Origin of the sequence: Candidatus Ancaeobacter aquaticus, from assembly GCA_030765405.1 — a bacterium.
Lineage (GTDB): Bacteria > Auribacterota > Ancaeobacteria > Ancaeobacterales > Ancaeobacteraceae > Ancaeobacter > Ancaeobacter aquaticus.
On sequence record JAVCCP010000037.1, the window covers coordinates 20,003 to 41,453 of the forward strand.

The window sequence follows — 21,451 nt, forward strand, 5'->3', positions numbered from 1 at the left end:
AATATCTACTCTCCATCTTTTTTGTTTGGCACTTTAAAAAACACCGAGTACAGTACGGGCACAACGATTAATGTAAGAATCGTCGCAAAACCAAGACCAAACATTATCGTTACCGCCATCGACACAAAAAAAGCATCCCTGAGAAGCGGTGCCATACCTAGAATCGTGGTCAAAGCGGCCATCATCACTGGCCGCATACGACTTACACCTGAATCAATGATCGCCTGATAATGGTCTTTACCGCTTTTAATTTCAAGATCGATCTGATCTATAAGCACAATCGCGTTTTTAATAAGCATTCCGGATAAACTTAAGAGTCCAAGAAGAGACATAAAACCAAACGGCTGATCAAACAGTAACAGTCCTGCACTGACACCGATAAGAGCTAACGGCACACAGAGCCATATAATGAGCGGCTGCCGCAGAGCATTAAACAGGAAGATAACGATCAGTATCATCAAGACCGCAAATATCGGTATGCTTCCTGAAAGCGCGGCAGTAGCTTTCGCCGAATCTTCGTTTTCACCACCCCATCCGAGCGAATATCCGGGCATACCCTTTAACGGCATTTCCCTGTTAAACACTATGGGTAATGTTTTATCAGTAAATTTTTTAAAGGGATCCTCATTAGGCCCAAAAGTCTTTCCGAGAACCTGGCCGACATCCACGTTTAATGCTTTTTCAATTTTCGGTTTTATGCGAGCGAGTAATTCACTTGAGAGTCCACTGCGCATATCAGTATGAATTGTAATTGTCGTTTTACGGTTTCGTCGAGCAATAGTAGCGTCTTCATATTCAGTTTTATATTCTGAGACAACCTGCTTAATAGGTATCGCTTTTTGTGCAACAGAACTCCATATAGTGAGATTATTGAGGTTATCAACATTTAACCGTTCATCTTCGGGTGCACGAGCAACAATATCTATAAGGTAATCCTCTTCACGATACACACCTGTTTTAATGCCCAAGAAAGATGATTTCATTTCTTTTGCAAGATCAGGACGGGTAATCCCTGCTTTACGTGCCTGTGCCTCAAGTAATTGCGGTCTCACAACCTTGATCTTTTCACGCCAGTCAAGACGCATACCTTGAGCACCACCATCGGCAATAATAACATTCTCAGCTTTTTTTGCTAACAGGCGAAGCTCCTCGTGATCAGGACCACTAATACGTACCTGTATCTTCCCTCCCTCACCGGGCCCGAGAGGAAACTTTCTAACATTCACCGTCACATCAGGTAACAATGCCTCGAGATCTTTTTGCGCTTGAGGGGCCATTGTTTTTATACGTTCATAGTCATCTACATTAATAAGTATTTGCCCATAACTCGTCGAAGGAGTTTCAGGGGCATACACAAGGATAAACCGTATTTCACCGCCACCTATCGCAGACGTAACATGATCGACACCTTCAAGATCCATAAGGTATTTTTCTGCTTGAACAAGTGCTTTTTCGGTATCACGGATATGCGTTCCTTCAGGCATCCAAAAATCAATATAGAATTGCGGCCGGGTAGAAACAGGAAAGAAACTATTTTTTATAAAGTTAAATCCATATATTGAAAGAATAAATAATCCGGCCGTAACAGCTAAGGTTACCCATCTATATTTGATACTTGTTTCCAATCCTTTTTTATAGAGTCGGAAAATGCCTCCTGCATACGGATCAGCGTCAGCTTTAGAAATATCTTTTTTAGGATCTTTTCCTTTAAGGAACATTTTGCCGAGAAGCGGTGTCACCGTAACAGCAGTCACCCAGCTAAGTGACAGAGAAATTAAGATAACCTGATATAGTGTACGACAATATTCACCGGTACTGTCATCTGACGTACCTATTGCAGCAAATGCAAGTATCGCAACAATAGTTGCACCTAAAAGTGGCGTCCCCGTTTGCGCAACAACTTCTTTAGCCGCTTTCAAACGATCTTCACCTTGCTTAATCTTTATCATCATCCCTTCAGTAACAACAATTGCGTTATCAACAAGCATACCTAAAGCAATAATAAGCGCACCGAGAGAGATTCGCTCAAGTGTCACATGAAACATATCCATAAAGATAAATGTACCGCAAATAGTAAGAAACAGAATAAAACCGATTATGAGTCCGCATCGTACCCCCATAAATATGAGAAGAACAACAACAACGATAAGCACAGCCGCAACAAGATTATCTATAAAACTGTCTATTGATTTAACTACAGAATCAGATTGTAGAGAAATTACCTCTAGCTCCATTCCAAGAGGTGCCTGCGGCTCAAGTTCTTTTAACTTTTGGTTTATCGATTCACCCATGACAACAACATTGCCGCCAAGAACAGTAGATATTCCAAGCCCAACGGCGGGTTTACCGTCATATCTCAAGATTTTATCCGGAGGTTCTTTATATCCGCGTGTTATTGTTGCAACATCATTAAGGTATATCAGTTTATCCGAGCTTTTTGCACTGATAAGCAGATCACCAAATTGTTTTTCTGATACAAACTCTCCGGTAGGATTAATAGGAATAAATTCTGTACCTATCGTTATTTTGCCTGCATCGGCAGGAAGATTTTTCGCTCCGAGGGAGTTATAAATATCTTCTTGAGATATACCGAGCTGCGCCATCTTCTGGCGATTCATCTCAACATATATAACTTCAGGCTGCCGCCCATAATCAATGATCTTTTTTACATCTGTAGCAAGTAACAACTCACGTTTTAAGAGATCAACAAAATCCTGCAATTCTTTATAGGTATACCCTTCTCCGGTGATTGCAATATATGCTCCGTACACATCGCCAAAATCATCATTTACGAGTGAAGGGCCGGATCCCGGTGGAAGTTGCACTTGATAATTCTGAACTTTCCTGCGCAGCTCATCCCATACTTGAGGAAGCTTATTTTTATCATATTGATCTTTTATCGTTACTTTAACATTGGACATACCTCTGGTAGAAGTAGACTCAACAAAATCAAGCTGCCCGAGTTCCTGTACAGCTTTTTCAATAACGTTCGTTACTTCTTCTTCAACTTCTGCGGCACTCGCACCGGGGTATGGTGTCATAATGGTCGCGTTTTTGAGTGTAAATTCAGGATCTTCAAGCCGACTGAGATTTCCATAAGCAACAATACCGGCAATAACGACAAAAACGGTCATAACCATTGTTATGACATTTTTCTTTATGGCAAATTCAGCTATATTCATTAATCAACCAATTTTTCGTTTTCACTTTTTGGTAACACCTTCATACCTTCACGCAAATGACGGATACCTGATACAACGATCACTTCACCCTGCTTGATACCGCCTGTAATAACAATGCCATTTGTACCCGTAATCTCACCGGTAGAAACTTTACGTTTATGTACCGTATCATCTTTCACGTCAAGAACCCATACCTGTGAGTTTCCTTCAGCATCGGGAAACACCGCATCGACAGGTACAATAATACGATCAGATGTATCTTTGCTTTCTTTACGATCATCAAAGAGAGCCACTCCAGCAGTCATGCCGGGATTTATCATCACATCATCAGGTGAATCCATAACAAATTTTACGTGAAATGTTTGTGTCATCGGATCAGCTTCTGTTTCCCATTCAAGGAGCTTCAGATCAAAACGCCTCCCGGGCAATGCGTCAAATTCTGCAACAGCGCTCATCTCACCTTTTTTCTTTGTGAGTGAGGAAGCATCACTTTCAGGAATATCTATAACGACTTTAATCTGCGTAAGATCTTGCAAACGAACGATCGGCTCTTTCGCATTAATATTTTGAAAATTTTCTACAAATTGTTTTGCTATAACACCTTTAAAAGGCGCTCTAAGATTTGTATCATCAAGCGCTTTTTCAGCTCTATTTAAATCAGAGAGAGAGACATCATGTTTTTCTTCTTTTACTTTTAAATCAGCGATCGGGACAACACCGTCTTCATACAGTTTACGATACCGTTTCAAGTCAGACTGCGCCTCAACATAACTCGCATTTGCAGCGGCAACAGTATATTTATAGTCACGCGGATCTAACCGAGCGATAAGAAAATCTTTGGCAACTTCCTGCCCTCTTTTTATTGGAAGTTCAATCAGTTTACCGCTAACTTCAAAGGCAATATCAGCAGTGTTTATTGCTTCTGCTTTACCGGGATACGTTCCTTTTGACACAACCTGTTGGTCAGCGACAACCATCGTCTTTACTGGACGCGCTACTTGTGCTTTTTCTTCAGGTGCTTTTGATCCGCAAGAAGAAAGACACACAGCCATAACACACAAAAAACTGATGGAGAGTGCCTCTCCCTTTATTACCCGTTTAATTATTCGTTTTAAGTTCATAGATATTTACCTTTCTTCTTTTAAGGGAACGTGCGTAAACAATTTTACTTTGCAGCCCCTAAGTAAGCCTCTAACCGTGAACGCCACTCTTGATACTCTTTTTCTGATTCAAGAAACGTGAACCGCCCAACAGACCGTTCAACAGCCATATAATCAATCAAGAAATCATGCACTGCATTTGCAGCGGTAAGATCTGAAACAAGCGCAGCGTTTTGCGCATCTAAAAGATCAAGTATTGATACTACACCACGTGAATACGCATTGATTACAAGTTCAAGATTCTTTGATGAAGCGCTACGCGCCTTATACGAAAGTTTTATTTTTTGATATGTAGCAAACGCTTTAAATATGTCTGAGCGTATACTCTGATCGATCTTTTGCACGACAGAATCTTTTTCGTATACAAGTCGCGCAAGATTTTCTTTTGCGCGTTGATATCCGGTAATTTTTGCGCCACCTTCAAAAAGTGGGAACGTAAACTTAACGCCTGCGATCCAATCAACTTTACTCAACTCTGTAGATCGCCTACCTCTACCGGCATCACCAAAATTACTCGTAACATCATAAAACCCTGCGGCGTCAGGTAAAATAAAATCTAATTTCTTTGAGAGTAGTCTTCTTTTTTGTGATTTGATAAGAGAAGTATATCTTTTTATTTCGGGAACAGTCTGCACCCCTTCACTAACCATAAAATCAATAAACACTTTAATCGACTGCGGATTATTAATGTACGGATAGATTTCACCATAATGAGGAAAAACATCAGGATCTTCTAACTCTGTATCAGCGATACTGTAAGCATTGTTTAGCGGTAGATTAAGAACACGGTTAAACTCGACTTCAGCAACATTTCTGTCACGCACAGCATCAACAACAGCTTTTTCATCGTTTGCAAACTGGTTTTCCCATCTATACACTTCACCGGGACTTGCAACACCAATATCAACCCTCTTTTTTGCAACATCCAAATTCTTCTCGGTCAACTTCATATTATCTTTTTGCACTTTTTCAAGTGTTTTTGCACGAAGAACATTCAGATACGATACAGAAGCGCTGAGCGCAATATTAAGTTTAAGATTATCATAATTATATACCCGTGAATCCTGCAGTCTTTTTTGTATCGTTATATTAGCCAGAGAGTTTTCTGAGAAAAAGAGCTGGTTTACACCGACTGTACCGGTCCATGCTCTTTGAGGATTAAGCCCGCCAGCCATCCCTGCTCTATCACGATCGACCATTCTGCCTTCTGAAGAGGTATTGGCTTGTGGCAACCAGTCAGTATACGCTTCATACACATTTTGTTGTCCGGCCGCAACAGCACGTTGGCGGGTAAGAATATCAAGGTTGGTTTTGATAGCTCTTTTTACTGCTTCTTTAAGAGTAAATTTACCGGCAGTTTTTTCATCATCTTTTTCATAATTAAGGAGGTCTGCCTTACCCATCAGACCAAAACTTGGCCATACATTTATCTTTTCTGCAGTTGCCATATTAATAGTAATTTTATGCCCGGCGGTAAATTCAACAGGAATAGTCTTAGGATTCTCACCACGCACAATTCTTTGGATAGTAAGCGCTAACTTACGTGACAATCGTTTCTGCTCAGAAGGCGGTGTAACACACATTAGTAGGCCCCACTCAACATATGTTCTATCATAATCAGCAAATGAGGGCAGCTTTGCTTCATTAATAATAGAAATGAGTTCTTTTACCATGTCATTTGGGAGATGATGCTGAGGAAAAACATATACTGCATCAAAACCTTTTTCCAGCTCACCTTTTATGTTATCGAGATTTTTACCTATTTCTATAACACGTACTTCATAACCTAAATGACTCACATGCATATTGATAGCTTTAACAAAACCGGGAAACACTTTTGACAGACCGTCATTACAAAGAATCGCAATTTTTTTACAAGGTTTTATTTCTTTTAACGCTTTAAGATTTACTTCAAGCCTACCACCAACAATGATATAAGCGAGATTGTTAACACCGCTTGAATCACCATCTTTCGGTATCCCTTGTATCCCCGGATGAAGAACAACAGAGGCAACAACCGGTTTAGGGTATTCCTTACGCAAACATATTTGATGTGACGACATCACGCCAACTGAAACAACGATATCTACCGTATCATCACTAAGTAACTTTTCAATCCCAGCATCAATGCTTTTAACGGTCCAATCAGCAACAATGATCTTATCTTTAGGTATCTTTATTTCGTATTCACCATGCACAAGTTTTCTGAGCTCGTCCGCTACCATCTGATCAATGATATATCCCTGCTCCATAGGGCCGTCATATATAACGCCTATAGTAACTTTGGGGATAGTACGCTCAGACTGGGAATATGAAAAAGAGAGAAAAGATGATGAAAAAACAATGACTGCTAAAGAAGAAAGAGACACACATCGAACAAACTTAAAAACAGAATGTTTATTGTTCTGCATCACAATAGTGTTTCTCCTCATTAATAACTGGATAATGTAATTTGAAACAAAAAAACACAATAGTATTTATATCATATTTAACAGAATAAATAAAATAAAAAAGGGGACTGTCCCTTTTTCTGAAAGAAAATTGGGACTGTCCCCTTTTTTATCATCCCCTTTTTTCATTTCTTTTCTTTCACGAATAACAATGGAAAAACAATATCACTCATGCAACACGGCAACCATACCGACAAGAAAAGAAAAATAAATAGCCCTCCATACACATACAGCGTCACGACTCCCCCCAGAGCCATTATCATATGAAATAACGATGCCCAAGTACTCAGTAACACATGTCCTGTATGAGGAAACTTTGTATTTGACCAGAAATATCCGATCACTACTCCCACTATCGCGGCAGGATTCACCAACCACCATTCTTCAATGAATCCGATATGCAGTTTGAGGTTAGGTAATTTCAGAAGATACTCACCTAGATACGGTATTACTGAATCGCTCAAAGTCGCAATACCGATAGAGCCAGTATAACCGATCAGAAGCACCGGAAAAAAGTTACAATTACCTTTTTCACTTACAGTACATTTGTATTTCTTATATATCGCGGCAGTAACAATAGCACTTAAAACAACATGCATGGGGTGTAATATATAAAAGACATGGTGCGCGGTATCATGCTGAATATTGCGAAACAAAAACATAAGTACAATACCGGTAACAGCACCTAACATGGTGAAAGGTATATGATGCTTGAGTTCTTCTCTTATTGTATGCATTGTGAAATCTGTTTCTATTGTTCAGTTTTATTATCGGCAAAACAAGCTGTTGATTCACGTATAAATAATGACCTGATCTTATCCCAAAATCCCCCACCGAGCACAAATATACTCACAATAAGCATAATATCGCCTGTGACTGCATAAGCTATCCCGTGATTCTCATATCCGGGAATCATATCTCCGCAATATGGAGCCATCCATGCAAGGAAGATCGGTATCAGAAACAATATAAGTCCAAATTTATACCGTTTTGGACCAACCTCATCAACAGGCCCATACTTTTTAAAGAATATCGCTACCATTGATTTTATATAATCGTAGCCTGGCTTACCTAAAACAGCAACAGACCAAAATATAAATATCTGTGGGATAACAAAAAACAGTATGCTTGACATCACAGCTTTTACACCGGCAGGGATACTAGTGGCAGAAACAAAAGGGATGGCAAGCGGAACAGCCTGCCCTATAATGAATATTATTATACCAACAGCCAAACGGCCCTTTGGTAAGTTATGTTTACAATCATTCATTGAGTCACCTCTTTATCTTTCGAAAGATTATAACATCATTTTCAAAAAAAGAAATAGTTGCATTAAGATACCGCGCAAGCCATTCAAATGTTTCCTGTGAATAAAACGAAACATGTGTCAGATCATCTTTATAATGCCACTTTTCAAATCTTTCTTTATCGATAACAAGTTTTGTCATAACGCCTAAATAACCACCGCTTTTGAGACACGACCATAATCTATCAAGCTCGCCAATAGGATTATGCAAATGCTCAAAAACTTCTGTTGCAGTAATAAAATCATATTTTCTATTAAAAACATCTTCATTATTCGCAAAGAAGGAATCAAAGATTCCCATCGTATGGCCATGCTCTTCAAACATAACGGATAAGGTTGGCCCGGGACCAGACCCAAAATCAAGGCCACTGCTTTTGGGAGATAACAGTTTATTGAGCGGAACAAACAAACGGCCTAAAAAATCCCGATACCCATTGTCATCAGGAGAGTTTTCATGAAGATCGTACCGTATCTTTTCTTCTTCAGGAGACAAGAAATATTGAGGGGGGACAAACACTAAATTACAGTTTTCGCAATGAAGATATTCCCTATCATTGTCTTGATAAAAAAGTGCTGCTCTTTCACTGTTACATAACGAACAAAAAGTCATAATTTTCTTATGAGGCTGGATATAATGCATATATCTTCTATTTGATCAGCATTTCTTTCATTTTTAGATTATCTTTAACAAATCGTGCCGCGAGACCGACACATTCACGGCAAGGAAGCCTTCCTTCTTGACGTATTGGCCTGCAAAGTGTCGAACCACCCTCTACTTCAAACATCTTATCGAGCTCTCGTAAGGCTTCGGGGTCAGACACAAACCGCTGTGCGGCATAGAGCGCGCCACATACACCGCCTTCTGCACGCCCACCTCCGAAAGCTTTAAAAGAAGCAATGATATCGTCCGGCATACCGGTTACGGGCTGGAATGCTTTTAAAATAGCCTGAGCACAATTCAGCCTCTCTTCGCCGTGATACAATTCACGTGCAACATCTTCATTCATATCAATTCCTTATTTATATCATACTTTGTACAGCTGGTTACCGCTTTATGTTATACAGCATATAATGAAAAAACATTATTTTAAATATTTTAATCCTGTCTTCTCTGAATAGGTTGAGTAACACAGCGTGCAGCACCAAAACCCCGCTTAATATTGGTCATATCAACCCAAGTTGCCTCTACACCTTCTTTTTTTAAAGCATCTTTAAATTCCTGACTTGCACCTTCAGGGCCAACTATCGTATAAGGGGCAATCGTTAAAAAGTTTGTTGCTAATGCGCGCTGATCTTTTACTGAAACAGGAATAATTTTATATTTTAAATCATGTATTAAATAATCTCTAAAATCTCTGTCTTTCACTGTTTGAATATAGCTCCCATTCTTAAGTTCATACACATCTACAGTGGATGCTTTAGAGTCATCTACTCCTCCGTCCACTTTTTTAACCCTCTCAAGCGATAAAACGGCTACTTTTGGAGCAGGAAGATTAAAATATGTATCAAGATGCATTTGAGCAGGAGACAACAAATGATCTTTAACAACAACAACTTTTCTTACTCCTATTACATCGTTATCCATAAGTTGTTTGATACCTTCACTGTTTGTTCTTACGCCCTCACCTATAAAAGCGATACCATCCGCCATAAAAAAATCACCGCCTTCAAGCGTACCCTTTCCCGTTACTGCATATACGGGTTTTATGCCAAGTTTATTTAAAGCAAATTTCACTACTTCCGATTCATCATGTCTGACTTCCGCTCTGGCAAATTTCCCAAGAACAATCCCTTTAGGCGTCGTAATGATCTGGTCTCTGAGATAAAAAAGATCAAGCAGCGGATGCAGTGAATATTTCGCATCAAAATCGGATATTGAATTTGGATCTTTTTCCGCTGTGATCACAGGATTCTGCAAGATCAGATCAATCAACACATGCGGCGGTAGCGATTTAATGGCTTTATCTTTCTCTATTTCAAGCTCTTTTTTTACTGAATCATCAAGCTCATTGCATTTTATTTTAAGATATTTTTTCGCGAAATTCTGCAGATCATTTAATTTCTTACCCTGAATTGCGTTACCGTCTTTATCTACCGTCCCTTCCAAAAGCACATCTTCAACCATATAGATTTTAATACCGGCTGCACGCAATATATTGGCGTAATGTAAATGTTCTTGTTTAGCGGCTAAATAATTAAAAGGTGTATCATACCCATTTCCTTTAGGAAAAATACTGATCCAGAAATCAGCAATGCTTGGTGGCTGCATAACAATTGTTTCGACTCTATCCCATTCGGCTTTTACTTCAGGTTTTATGTCACTGGAAAATACGATAGATGAACTGCACATCAAAACAGCAATTAAAGACAACAAGAAAACTACAGATTTCAATTTTCTACAATTATTCATACTCTTCCCTCCACATTTATAATTTTATGTATTCGCTTTAAATTGTTTTTCAAGTCGTCCTTGCTTTATCTTACTGGGCACACACCGAAATAATATATCGTGCAATGTAGTATATACCGGCAAGCACAAAAACAATACCGGTTATTTTTTTAGTGTAGTACTCGAACTTGCTTAAAACAGTAAACCATTGAGATACAGATAGTGTCCCCAGAGCGATACCAAAAGCAACAACAACGACGGGAAGCCCAGTCCCAATACCATACACCAAGGGCAATATAATGCCATACTCATATTCTAATGCAAGCGGGATCAAACTACCAAAAAAAAGTGCCGCTGAAATAGGACAAAAAGATAATGAAAACAGAGCACCGAGCAAAAATGCCCCGCCGATACCTGAGCGTGCAATCTTTTGTTGTTTATCAAGCGAAACAGAAAACGAAGGAATCTTAAACTTTATTACCCTTAAAAGAATTAATCCCACTATTATCAGGAGTGGACCCAAAATAATACTCATGTATTTTTGCAAAAATAGCGCAACCGCCGGAATACTGACAAATGAAAAAATAATCATACTGCCGATAACGGCGTAGACTAATACTCTACCTGCAGTGTACACAAGACCGGATATTATGACGGCTCTGGGATGCAATATATTTTTAGATATAAATGATATAGCGGCAATATTTGTTGCCAGAGGACACGGACTTATAGAGGTTAGGATACCGAGCCATAAAGCGCTCATGATAATAAACACGGAGTTATCCTTCCAACTGTTTTAGATACGATTCAATCTCTTGCTTTTCGTATGCTTCAAACCGCTTTTTATTTCCCACTAACTGCCATATTTTTTTAAGACTTTTGTGCGATACTTCTTTACCGTCTTTTACAAGTGAAAGAACAACCGCACGGGTAAACAATTTGTATTTCTTAACAAAATGGCTGTTTATCTTTTTTTCCATGTTAAGCGCTTTAAAAACAATGTTTTTATTATCACTAAAATTGGCCTCGACTGTTTCTTTAGTATATTGTTCTATCTTTTTGCATGTACCGCATCTTACCGTACCATAAAAATAATAGACGATAACCTGATCGGAAGACGTCTCACCTGAAAAGACTAAAGGTAGAGTGCTGTCAAGTCCAGAAAACATACAGAAAGATACAAACAGTATCGCAAATGTTCTCAGTAACATATCGGTTCCTTTCAAGCTATGTATTTTGAGCTTCTTCAATCCATTTTTTTACTTCTTCAAGTTTCGGCACTCTACCGGTACATTTCAACGTACCGTTTATTGAAAGGCCAGGTGTCATGAGAACACCCGCATCAACAATTTTCCCCATATCTTTTACTTTTTCAAGTGTATCAGGACAGTTCAAAGCATCAAGCGCTTCTTGAACAATACGCGCAAACTCTTCACATTTAGGACATCCCGGACCAAATATCTCTATTTTCATATTTCCTCCTTAAGCCATGTTACCCATTAAATACCGGCATAATATACCAGAAAACAAGTCCTGCAATAACTCCAAAGAACCACATGAGTACAGTATACACCAATGGCACCTTTGGACTCACTATTTTACACACACCGAGAATAGAAGGCAAGCTTAGAGATGGTCCGGTGATCAAGTGTGCCATAGCCGGCCCGGTACCCATACCTGATTGTAGAAGCCCTCTTATGAGAGGCGCTTCAACAAGACTTGGCGCATACATCAGTACACCTATAGCAGATGCAAGCATTATTGGTAGAATACCGACACCAAGATATTTCACCAGAAACGCCGGAGGCAAAAACGCCTTAACGAGACCTGCCAAGATAACACCGACAAGTATCAGTGGAAGCACGAGTTTTACAAAATCCCATGAATACATGAGCATATTGATTATTCGTTTACCGAAACCTTCGGATACATCGTCTGTATCGCAACAGCTGTCACCAATTGTAAGCGGCTCAACTTGGGGAATCTTGTTCTTTAATATTTTTTCAGTTAAGAACCCGACGGTAATACCCGAAAATATCGCAAAGACAATCCGCACAACAGTGAATTTCCATCCAAGGAGCGATAGAGTCAGTAAAACCGCAGCAGGATTAAATGCCGGTGCGGCAAGCAAAAATGTGAGTGACGGGCCCAAACCCGCACCTCTTTTATAGAAACCGCCAAAAAGAGGTATGATACTGCACGAACACATTGAAAGGAGCGGCCCACCAAACGATGCAAGCATATATGGCAACACTTTTCTGTTTGACCCCATGAGTTGAATCACTTTTTGTTTCGGCACAAACTCCTGCAATGCACCAGCCGCGAGAAAAGCAAGAAGCAAACAGAGCCATGAATGTTTTACATAATCAACAATAGTAACAATGATAAGCATATATATCGGAATATCTTTTTCTTCCAAGAGCTGTGCAGTAACAACCTCTGTATTGGCAAGCGTATCTTTATACCCTTTCCATGCACCGGTCCATTCATATAAGAGAATAATCCCAAAAATAAACACAACAATACTAATAGCAAAAACTGTCCTTTTATCAAATTTCATTTATTTATTCCTTTCAGTAATTTCACAACATCCACCTTCAACTTTTAGCGCTTTGAGGTTCACTAGCGCGTCACCTACTTTACCTCGTGCAGACTTTATTATCCGTGAAAAGGTAGGTCGAGATATTTTCATATTCTTTGCGGCATCTTCTTGCTTCAAGTTCATGAAGTCAGCAAGCCGTATAGCTTCAAACTCATCTAAAGATAAACTGACACCTTGAAGTGTCGCAACTGGTTTACATTTTGGTCGAAAACATCTGTCCTGGGTTTTACAATCAACCCACCTTGTTTTCTTTGGCCTCATATCATCTCCGATAGTTATGAACATATGTTCATAACTAGAGTACAACTACTCATATGTTTAGTCAATGAGTAATTGTGAGATATTGTTTTCGCTAGATAACCATTGTGAAAATTATGACGATAATAAAAATAACCGGATAAACAACCCGCGCAACCCGCTCAATATTTCTTGCGATCTTTTCTTTCCCCTTACGAAAAAGATAAGACATCGCAATAGTCTGAATAAGACTCGTAAAAACAAGTATTGTCCCACCAAAAACAAGCGCATCGAGCCGTGTAAAGTACGGTATCTCCGGCAAGTAGGTACTGATCATAAACCTGTACGCTATTAATGTGAGAAAACATGTTGTTGCAGAAGCAACATTCGTCGCAACTTCCTTGGGATCGATCCAAAACACGATCCATGACATTATAACAATGAATATAAGAGGTATAACGATCTTGTATATATAGTGTTCGCTATGTCTTTTAAGTATCAAAGAAAACGTAATAGTGCTGAGTTCTCTCCCTTTTATGGGAGACCACGGTTTTGTTTGGCAATCCCACCCTACCACATCCCAATCTGGAACGGAAAAATGTTCTGCCTTACCAAAACCAAGAACCTCACTCTTAGAAAACTCTACTTCTTGTGGAGACACTCCGGCAATCACAAAAGTAAAATTAAGCGTCTGTTCATCGAACGGAAAGTCTCTAAGATCAAGAGGTTGAGAAAAATACCCCCATGAACGCTGCCTATAGTTCACCTCACCACTTGATGAAACCTGCACAACTTCAGGAAACGATTTCCAAAGTCTCTGCCGATTTAAGAGCAGTGGTTTTGGATTCCACACATCATTGACATCATACGTAACTGTTCCTTTACCGCTATGTGCAAGACGCGGATCCCACCACTGTAGCGCTATAAAGATGTTCGCTGCAAAACTTTGTTTTATAGTGTTAATTTCATCAATATCGAGAACATAAAATCCCACTGCTACTTTTGTCGGACCTTTCTCAGAAAGCGGACGGGTAATACCAGTAACCGGCGTCGGTGTTGTTTTATCAGTTTCAACCTGAACTAATCCCCCATCGGAAGGTTGCTCAGCTAGAGAACCTTTTACAGCAAGAGGAACTGAAGTCTGTTTTTCTTCATTTTCTTCAGCTGAGAAAACATTCTCCCAGTCATTTTTAATACTTATCACAGTCCAGCCATTTTCTTTAGCGGCAGAAAGCGTTGCTTGGTCATTTTGACCGTACACATACTCTCTCTTTTGATCATCGTGTTTAACTACCATCTGAAGCGATGGATGTGTATTCGTTTTTGAGTTCTTTAGGACATCTATATCACCGCCGTTATTTATCCTACCAACAGCAATAACAGGTTGTTTTTGTGACTGAGCTTTAAATGATTCATAATCAAACACATTTTCAGGTTGCACCCCGTAAAGATCCCCAGATATGTTTTTCACAAAATGAGTATCTTCTGAAGTGACAATAAATACATCAAATCCAAGGGCGCGTACATAGGATACCAACCCCCTCATCGGCTGATACAAAAGATCCTTATATAATCTATCAAAGTGTGCATTCTTCCCGGTTGTAATGAAATCCCTAACAAGATCTCGATAGGCTTCTTCACCTGCTTTTTCATTTATTAGTGCATCAATATTTTTTATTTCTTCAGCGTTTAACTTCTCTGCCGCATCAATACCGTTATCAAAAATATCTTTAATGTTGTGATCTGAAAGAATTTCCGGCTGCTTTTTTCCTACGCGTTTCACAGCTCTGACTACAAATGCTTTAGCAATCTCAGGCTTTTCACATATAAGAACACCATTATCTCTAAAAACAGCAATACGATCTTTTTCTTCAATAAAACTATCACCGTCAGGAGCCGTTACTTTTTTGATATATTCAAGAATAGTGCTTTTGGTAGGACCATCATTCCACGAGGGAAGAAGTACTTGTTGTTCCTCTTCTGCCATTATTCCCGAACAAGTAGAAAGTAGCACCCCAAACGACAAGAATAAAACATATAACTTCTTAATATAACGGAAAATTCTCATTTAGTACCCCCGTGTAAAGTTTTGCGTTTTCATAACGAATACATCCTATTATACAACGATAATCTCAATACTACGAATATATTTTAATAAAGCACACGGTTATAATTCCAGGATGTTGCGCTCACTAATTTTTTGCCATTCATAACACTATTAACCACTTCACTAATCTCCCCGGGCGCATACTGCCTAAAACAGAAATCTATCCGCAATTGAGAATATCCCATATTAAGAAGGTCTTCTACCTTATCACTTAAAGAAAATGGGGTTTCACCTATCACAACACTATGGCAGTCACGCTGATATATACTAAATCTGTCACGCGCGAGATTCTCACATTCTATCGGGGCCTGCATACATTTATCTTTTTCCCCGCACGTGTACACATTTTTATGCACGCAATATCTTGATACACACAGAAGAACATCCTGATAAACAATAAGTATTTTCGAGAGCCCCCTAAACAGCTGCTCAGATAGATCTCTCTTGCTACTTTCAGGGGATACAACAAAAGAAGAAGCACCCATATCAATGAGTTGTCTCCCTGCTAACGCATTCAAACAGTACAGCGGATAATCAGTTTCAAACTGTACTTTTTTATTCTTTAGTATTTGAATATCTCCCATACTTACTGCCTGAAAGCGATTAAAACCGCGTTTCATAAAACTGTCTACGACTGACTCATAATCACACTCAATTTCTTTTACATACGGCAGCGCCCACACAATTTTATTCTTATGATGTGCTATGAGGCGTGTTTCGGTATCAGTCAAATCCCTGTGAGGGATCTCTATAATGATCTTTTCGCATTTTTCTATAGGTAAAGAGTTAAGATACTCGATACGATCTATCTTAATAATCCACTTAGCACGATCAGGTTCTTCAGCGCACTGCTCATTATTGATATATATCTCTTTTTTCATTTGTGAAAGACATGCAGCCGTATCTTCTTCAAGGAGCTTCCTTATATCGCCTGTTAGTTCTCTCCTTATTTCATTCAGGACAGACGGCTGTAAAAATATTGATTGCGGCAAACAAGCATCAAGTGAGCGAAGCGCAAATTCTGTCTTTCCTAATCGACCGAGATATGTTCTCAGCATTAATTCGTCAGTACCCTTTCCTTCAGCTTTTATCGGCGTAACGTCAAATTGAAAGGTTTTTTCTTTTCCGCGTACCGCGACACTTATTGTGAGTACCTTTTTATCCAGAGCCACAGACATATCAATGGGAATCTTATATCTGGTATCAGCTTTAAACGATTTTGGTACAGTATATGCTTTTTTTAGGGCGATTGAGGAAACAAGATACACATGTGCGCCCTGCGGAACTGTGCCCTTATATTTGACTGTTACTACCTTACCTTTATCAGCCGTATACACAGGTTTTCCATTGATCGTTATTCCGCTAACAGAAAATTCATCGATGAGCGTTCCATCATGAAATATCTGTATTCCATCATGCGCTTCAATGGGACGCTGGGTCTCGAACGTTATGGTTCGCCCATCGGAATGAGATACAGCGCCAATATCGATACCGACATTACCCGGATGTGCTATTTGAGTCAGTTCACCTTTACGTTTTATAAGAAAATCTTTTGCAAATTCACGGCTATAAAAAAGCTGTATATGTTCTTTTATGTCCTTTGCTTTCGGTGACCCGTCAATAATCGCCCGGTAAAATGATGACACGCAGGCGGCATAATATTCATTTTTCATGCGCCCTTCAATTTTGAATGCGTTTACACCGGCTTCGATCAGCCGCGAAATATCATCCGCAAGGCATATATCATTGGTGCTCATGAGATAGCGCGGATTTTTTTCTCCTTTTACAATATATGGCTGTCTGCACGGTTGAGCACAAGAACCGCGATTACCGCTCCTCCCACCGATATAACTCGACAAAAAACATTTTCCGGAATAACTAAAACACAGCGCACCATGAACAAACACCTCAAGCTCAATTGATGTTTTACTCCTGATATGCTCGATCTCTTTTAATAAAAGTTCTCGTGCAAGGATAACGCGTTTAAACCCGAGATCTTCCATCTCAAGTGCGTCATTAACATTAGCACAACACATTTGCGTGCTTGCATGTATCGGAACATTCGGGAAATATTTCTTTAGTATGTGGTAAACACCGAGATCATGGATAATGACGCCATCTATACCCGCATGAGAGATTTCGTGGAGGAGTTCACATGCTCGATCGAGTTCACTATTCTTGAGAAGAACATTAAAGGCAAGATATGCTTTTTTTCCGTGTGCATGAACGAAAGCAATCGCGTCTTTTATCTGCAGTACGGTGAAATTCTCCGCACGCATGCGAGCGCTCAGTTCATTAAGACCGATATATACGGCATCTGCACCGAAATAAATCGCCGACCGAAGAGAGGCACTCCTCCCTGCCGGCGCGACCAATTCACTTTTAGCGGTATTGAAAGAATTTTGAGAATTTTCGGACATCTCTTGATGTGTCATGCGCTATCTTTGACTATTGCAACCCATACGGAAACTCTCACCTGTTCAGATGGAATTAGACGCAGTAATTGTTTAGGTAGAGTATTTCCCTAACTGCCGCTTTTTTTCAGATATGCTGCAGATATAGGTATCTTCCTGACAATCAATACCTAGTTTCTCTATCAATTCTTTTATGTACGGCAAATGCGGACACTTAGGTCCATGGTAATTGTCTTCGGTTATACATGAAGCCATTTGGACAACTATTTTATCTTTAGATATTTTTTCCTGTTTACCAATTTGTTTTACCAAATGAGCTACTTTTCTATGTGTCGCAAGACCGCAACATCCACCACAGGTAAGAAAGATCGCACGTATATCTTTATTCTTTGAATACTTACTGAACCCACCTGTTCGTTCATTGAAACTCTTTTCACAAAGATACCCGGAACATCGTTCCATGACAATGTCACACTCTAAAACAATAATATATGTTTTATCTTTGTATTTCATGTTCATGTCCCTCCTATAAAACGCTTTAGAGCATATTTATATGATATATACTCTCATGATAAGAGTCAAAGAATTTCTATCCCTTCTAGGCAAGGGCCTTTCCGTTTGGGAGAACGCGTCCCAAAATGGCGGATAGGGGAAATAATTAAGGGGACAGTATACTTAATTATACACCCCCAACAAAACTTTGATCGAAACGTTATCCACACTAAAGATATAATTTCCCTTTAAATTCAGTAGTCAGTAGAGCGGAATAAAGCGCCCACCATCTTAGGTAAATCGACTTATTTTATATCTTTATCAATTTTTATGCGAATACTTGATAGCGTCAACAGGGCACACATTTAAACAACGAGCACAACTAAAACAATCTGCCGGCATTATTTTCTTTTCGACTCTGTCTTTTGCAGCTTCCACAGGACACGCCTTTATGCAGGCACCACATTCTGTACACTTATCTTTATCAATTCGGATACGAAAAATGCTGAATCGTTCAGCCACCCATGAAATCAATCCAAAAGGGCAAATGAACTGGCAAAAAGGACGGTAAACAAAGAATGATCCGCCTAAAACAATGATAACCGTCAACAAAACACTGATACTTTCAAAGTCCATATTAAACAGATTGAAGGGATTTATATAGTGATAAATGACAAACCCTTTGCGCCCCCCAACGATACCAAACAGAAAAAGCAGCATAGCAATGAAAAGACCTGCACGAATAGTGTTTGTCAAAATAAACGGAAGTTTTTTTTGTTTAATCCTTCGCAAAATTGGTACGCTATAAATTAATTCCTGTAAAGCGCCAAAGGGACATGCCCAGCCACAAATTATTTTATTTCCAATAACAGCAAGAATGATAAAAAAACCGAAAGCAACCACTTTGACAAATGGGTCGGGGTAAAGCCCTACCATAGATTTGAATGCTTTGACTGTACCCTCCATGGGATTGGGTGATTTTCCGAGAAGAAACCCAGCAATGACAACAGAAAAAACGAGAGAAACAATATATGGTGTCCGGGAATACCAGTAACGCCTGTTTTTAATATCGGAAGAATCCGGTCGTCCCAACCTAACAAGAAAAACAAGACCACCAAGAACGAGTGCTAAATAAATGTAGTACTTGAACATACTATCACGATGGGAAAGAAGGTGTTCTGTGACATGCTGAAGTTCTTCAGGTGCGACACCTAATGATTTGAGAGGTTTTCGTTTTGAAACATCGAGAGGAAGGTTAAACTCGCGAGCAAGGGATTTACCGGTAACTCCAAGTTGCGGAGAAATATCTTTGATAGACATGTTAATATTAACATCTATTATCTTCTTTGAATCATGCGATGAAGTCAGAAAACTACCAAGCATGATAATTGAAAGCATACTCACTATAGTTGCAAATAACCATATCCGTTGCTTAAAAGAGCTTTGCGCAAACCAAGAATACTTATTCATCCTTTGTATCTCTCAATTGGCATAACGATTTAGAACCCCATTCTAGGATACTTTTTCGTGAAATCCTTAAGATTTTAAGGCCCACTAGAGGTATAATACAATTTCTATTTACGGTTTCTTTTCGGGAAATTCCAAGGTTTTACCTTACTATCTCTACCGCCCTTGCTGCCTCCGCCCCCTTTGCTGCTTCCGCCACCTGTACCACCTCTTCGAAAACGCGAACTCGAACTACTCTTAGCGTTCCTATTAAATTTCTCCTTTGGAAGTTCAGGATGTTCGGATATAGGCAATTGGGTTTTTATCAGCTTCTCGATATTATGGACATCACTACCCTGGTCAGGAGTAGCAAAAGATATTGCACGCCCTTCATGTCCTGCACGTCCGGTACGTCCAATACGGTGAACATATTGCTCAACATCTTCAGGAAGATCAAAATTAATAACAAGCTCAATACCTATCACATCTATACCTCTTGCAGCAATATCCGTTGCGACAAGTACTCTATATTTTCCATTTTTAAAACCGTCGAGCGCTTCTCTGCGCTGTGCAAGCGACCGGTCAGAATGAATTTCAGCCGCCTTATACCCAAAATCCTTAACAATTTTTTTGATCTTTCTTGCACCGATTTTAGTTCTGGAAAAAAGGAGTACGGATCCATGATATTGATGAAGTATTTTTTCCAATAGTTGCTTCTTCGCTTCCTTTTTTACAATGAATAACTCGTGAACTATATTCTCAGCAGCTGTTCCCGATGGCGCAACCTCAACATGTGTTGGAAGCTGCATATATGCAGATACCATCTTCATGATTGCTGCAGGTATTGTCGCGGAAAAAAGCATAGTTTGCCTGGTTTTTGCCACAAGCTCCATAACACGTTTTATGTCCGGAAGAAAACCCATATCAAGCATACGATCAGCTTCATCAAGAACAAGAATTTCTGCAGCTGTTAACCGCAACGTCTTCTGCCGAATATGATCCATGAGTCTACCTGGTGTCGCAATAATAACTCGGGGCCTTTCTCTCAATCTTTTCACCTGTAAATACATGGACATCCCGCCAATAATTACGCATGTTTTTATTCCGAGAGGTTTAGCTAGTTTTTTAAAGGTTTCATCAACCTGTAAAGCAAGCTCTCTTGTTGGTGCAAGAACCAAACATAGCCCTTTTATCTGTGAAAGACGCTGAATAACAGGTATAGCAAATGCCAAAGTTTTCCCTGTCCCCGTTTGCGCAACACCAATAATATCCTGCCCTTCTATAGCGATAGGTATTGCTTTATGTTGAATCGGTGTCGGTACAGTAAATTTCATACGGTCAAGCAAACCCAATATTTTTGGTGCTATCCCAAGACCATCAAAAGAATCTTTTGAGTTGTTTGCATTGTGTGTCATAGGTAAATACCCTTATTTCCTTTCAATTAAATGTATCATACAATATCAATTTTCATATCTTACTAACATACAGTGTATTACAGTTTTGGGCAAATGTAAACAACTATAAGAAGCGTGACGGTTTATGAAAAGTGTAAATTAAAATGCCGTAGGTATAAAGGGAAGCGTTCCATGCCCGGAAACGTTATCCTCAGTGGTCCTAAACAGGAAACACTAGAGGAAAGGATCAAGGCATGGAACAATACCATGGC

General features: G+C 39.4%; 18 protein-coding genes. All 18 read right to left on the reverse strand.

Annotated features, from left to right (window positions below; all coding sequences use genetic code 11):
• Positions 1–5: 5 nt before the first annotated feature.
• The gene (locus P9M13_03900) at positions 6–3,182 is read right to left on the reverse strand and encodes an efflux RND transporter permease subunit (GenBank protein MDP8262429.1); all 3,177 of its coding nucleotides are present in this window, start codon (positions 3,180–3,182) and stop codon (positions 6–8) included.
• Positions 3,182–4,303 (reverse strand): efflux RND transporter periplasmic adaptor subunit, encoded by a 1,122-nt coding sequence (locus tag P9M13_03905; protein ID MDP8262430.1) that lies wholly within the window; start codon positions 4,301–4,303, stop codon positions 3,182–3,184. Before P9M13_03905 ends, P9M13_03900 begins: the two co-directional genes overlap by 1 nt.
• A gap of 44 nt (positions 4,304–4,347) precedes the next feature.
• Positions 4,348–6,753: an ABC transporter substrate binding protein gene (locus P9M13_03910; GenBank protein MDP8262431.1), complete on the reverse strand. Its 2,406-nt coding sequence runs from the start codon at positions 6,751–6,753 to the stop codon at positions 4,348–4,350.
• Between the two features lie 164 nt (positions 6,754–6,917).
• Positions 6,918–7,529 (reverse strand): hypothetical protein, encoded by a 612-nt coding sequence (locus P9M13_03915; protein MDP8262432.1) that lies wholly within the window; start codon positions 7,527–7,529, stop codon positions 6,918–6,920.
• 14 nt (positions 7,530–7,543) lie between these two features.
• The gene (locus tag P9M13_03920; protein ID MDP8262433.1) at positions 7,544–8,062 is read right to left on the reverse strand and encodes a hypothetical protein; all 519 of its coding nucleotides are present in this window, start codon (positions 8,060–8,062) and stop codon (positions 7,544–7,546) included.
• A 4-nt stretch (positions 8,063–8,066) separates the two neighbouring features.
• Positions 8,067–8,738, reverse strand: coding sequence for a methyltransferase domain-containing protein (locus P9M13_03925; GenBank protein ID MDP8262434.1), 672 nt, complete (start codon positions 8,736–8,738; stop codon positions 8,067–8,069).
• 7 nt (positions 8,739–8,745) lie between these two features.
• A complete protein-coding gene (locus P9M13_03930) occupies positions 8,746–9,105 on the reverse strand; it encodes a C-GCAxxG-C-C family protein (GenBank protein MDP8262435.1) in 360 nt (119 codons plus the stop codon).
• An 89-nt stretch (positions 9,106–9,194) separates the two neighbouring features.
• On the reverse strand, positions 9,195–10,508 hold the full coding sequence (locus P9M13_03935; GenBank protein MDP8262436.1) for an arginine deiminase family protein: 1,314 nt from the start codon (positions 10,506–10,508) through the stop codon (positions 9,195–9,197).
• A gap of 70 nt (positions 10,509–10,578) precedes the next feature.
• Positions 10,579–11,262: an aromatic aminobenezylarsenical efflux permease ArsG family transporter gene (locus tag P9M13_03940; GenBank protein ID MDP8262437.1), complete on the reverse strand. Its 684-nt coding sequence runs from the start codon at positions 11,260–11,262 to the stop codon at positions 10,579–10,581.
• Between the two features lie 4 nt (positions 11,263–11,266).
• On the reverse strand, positions 11,267–11,698 hold the full coding sequence (locus tag P9M13_03945) for a nitrophenyl compound nitroreductase subunit ArsF family protein (protein MDP8262438.1): 432 nt from the start codon (positions 11,696–11,698) through the stop codon (positions 11,267–11,269).
• A 16-nt stretch (positions 11,699–11,714) separates the two neighbouring features.
• The gene (locus P9M13_03950; protein MDP8262439.1) at positions 11,715–11,960 is read right to left on the reverse strand and encodes a thioredoxin family protein; all 246 of its coding nucleotides are present in this window, start codon (positions 11,958–11,960) and stop codon (positions 11,715–11,717) included.
• 19 nt (positions 11,961–11,979) lie between these two features.
• The gene (locus P9M13_03955; protein MDP8262440.1) at positions 11,980–13,047 is read right to left on the reverse strand and encodes a permease; all 1,068 of its coding nucleotides are present in this window, start codon (positions 13,045–13,047) and stop codon (positions 11,980–11,982) included.
• Entirely contained in the window at positions 13,048–13,350 is a 303-nt protein-coding gene (locus P9M13_03960) for a DUF134 domain-containing protein (GenBank protein MDP8262441.1), read from the reverse strand.
• A gap of 91 nt (positions 13,351–13,441) precedes the next feature.
• Positions 13,442–15,394 (reverse strand): hypothetical protein, encoded by a 1,953-nt coding sequence (locus tag P9M13_03965; GenBank protein ID MDP8262442.1) that lies wholly within the window; start codon positions 15,392–15,394, stop codon positions 13,442–13,444.
• Positions 15,395–15,477: 83 nt separating this feature from the next.
• The gene (locus P9M13_03970; protein MDP8262443.1) at positions 15,478–17,868 is read right to left on the reverse strand and encodes a U32 family peptidase; all 2,391 of its coding nucleotides are present in this window, start codon (positions 17,866–17,868) and stop codon (positions 15,478–15,480) included.
• 72 nt (positions 17,869–17,940) lie between these two features.
• Positions 17,941–18,360, reverse strand: a complete 420-nt coding sequence (locus tag P9M13_03975; GenBank protein ID MDP8262444.1) for a CGGC domain-containing protein — start codon at positions 18,358–18,360, stop codon at positions 17,941–17,943.
• 300 nt (positions 18,361–18,660) lie between these two features.
• Positions 18,661–19,809 (reverse strand): 4Fe-4S binding protein, encoded by a 1,149-nt coding sequence (locus tag P9M13_03980; GenBank protein MDP8262445.1) that lies wholly within the window; start codon positions 19,807–19,809, stop codon positions 18,661–18,663.
• 104 nt (positions 19,810–19,913) lie between these two features.
• The gene (locus P9M13_03985) at positions 19,914–21,200 is read right to left on the reverse strand and encodes a DEAD/DEAH box helicase (protein MDP8262446.1); all 1,287 of its coding nucleotides are present in this window, start codon (positions 21,198–21,200) and stop codon (positions 19,914–19,916) included.
• Positions 21,201–21,451 lie beyond the last annotated feature (251 nt).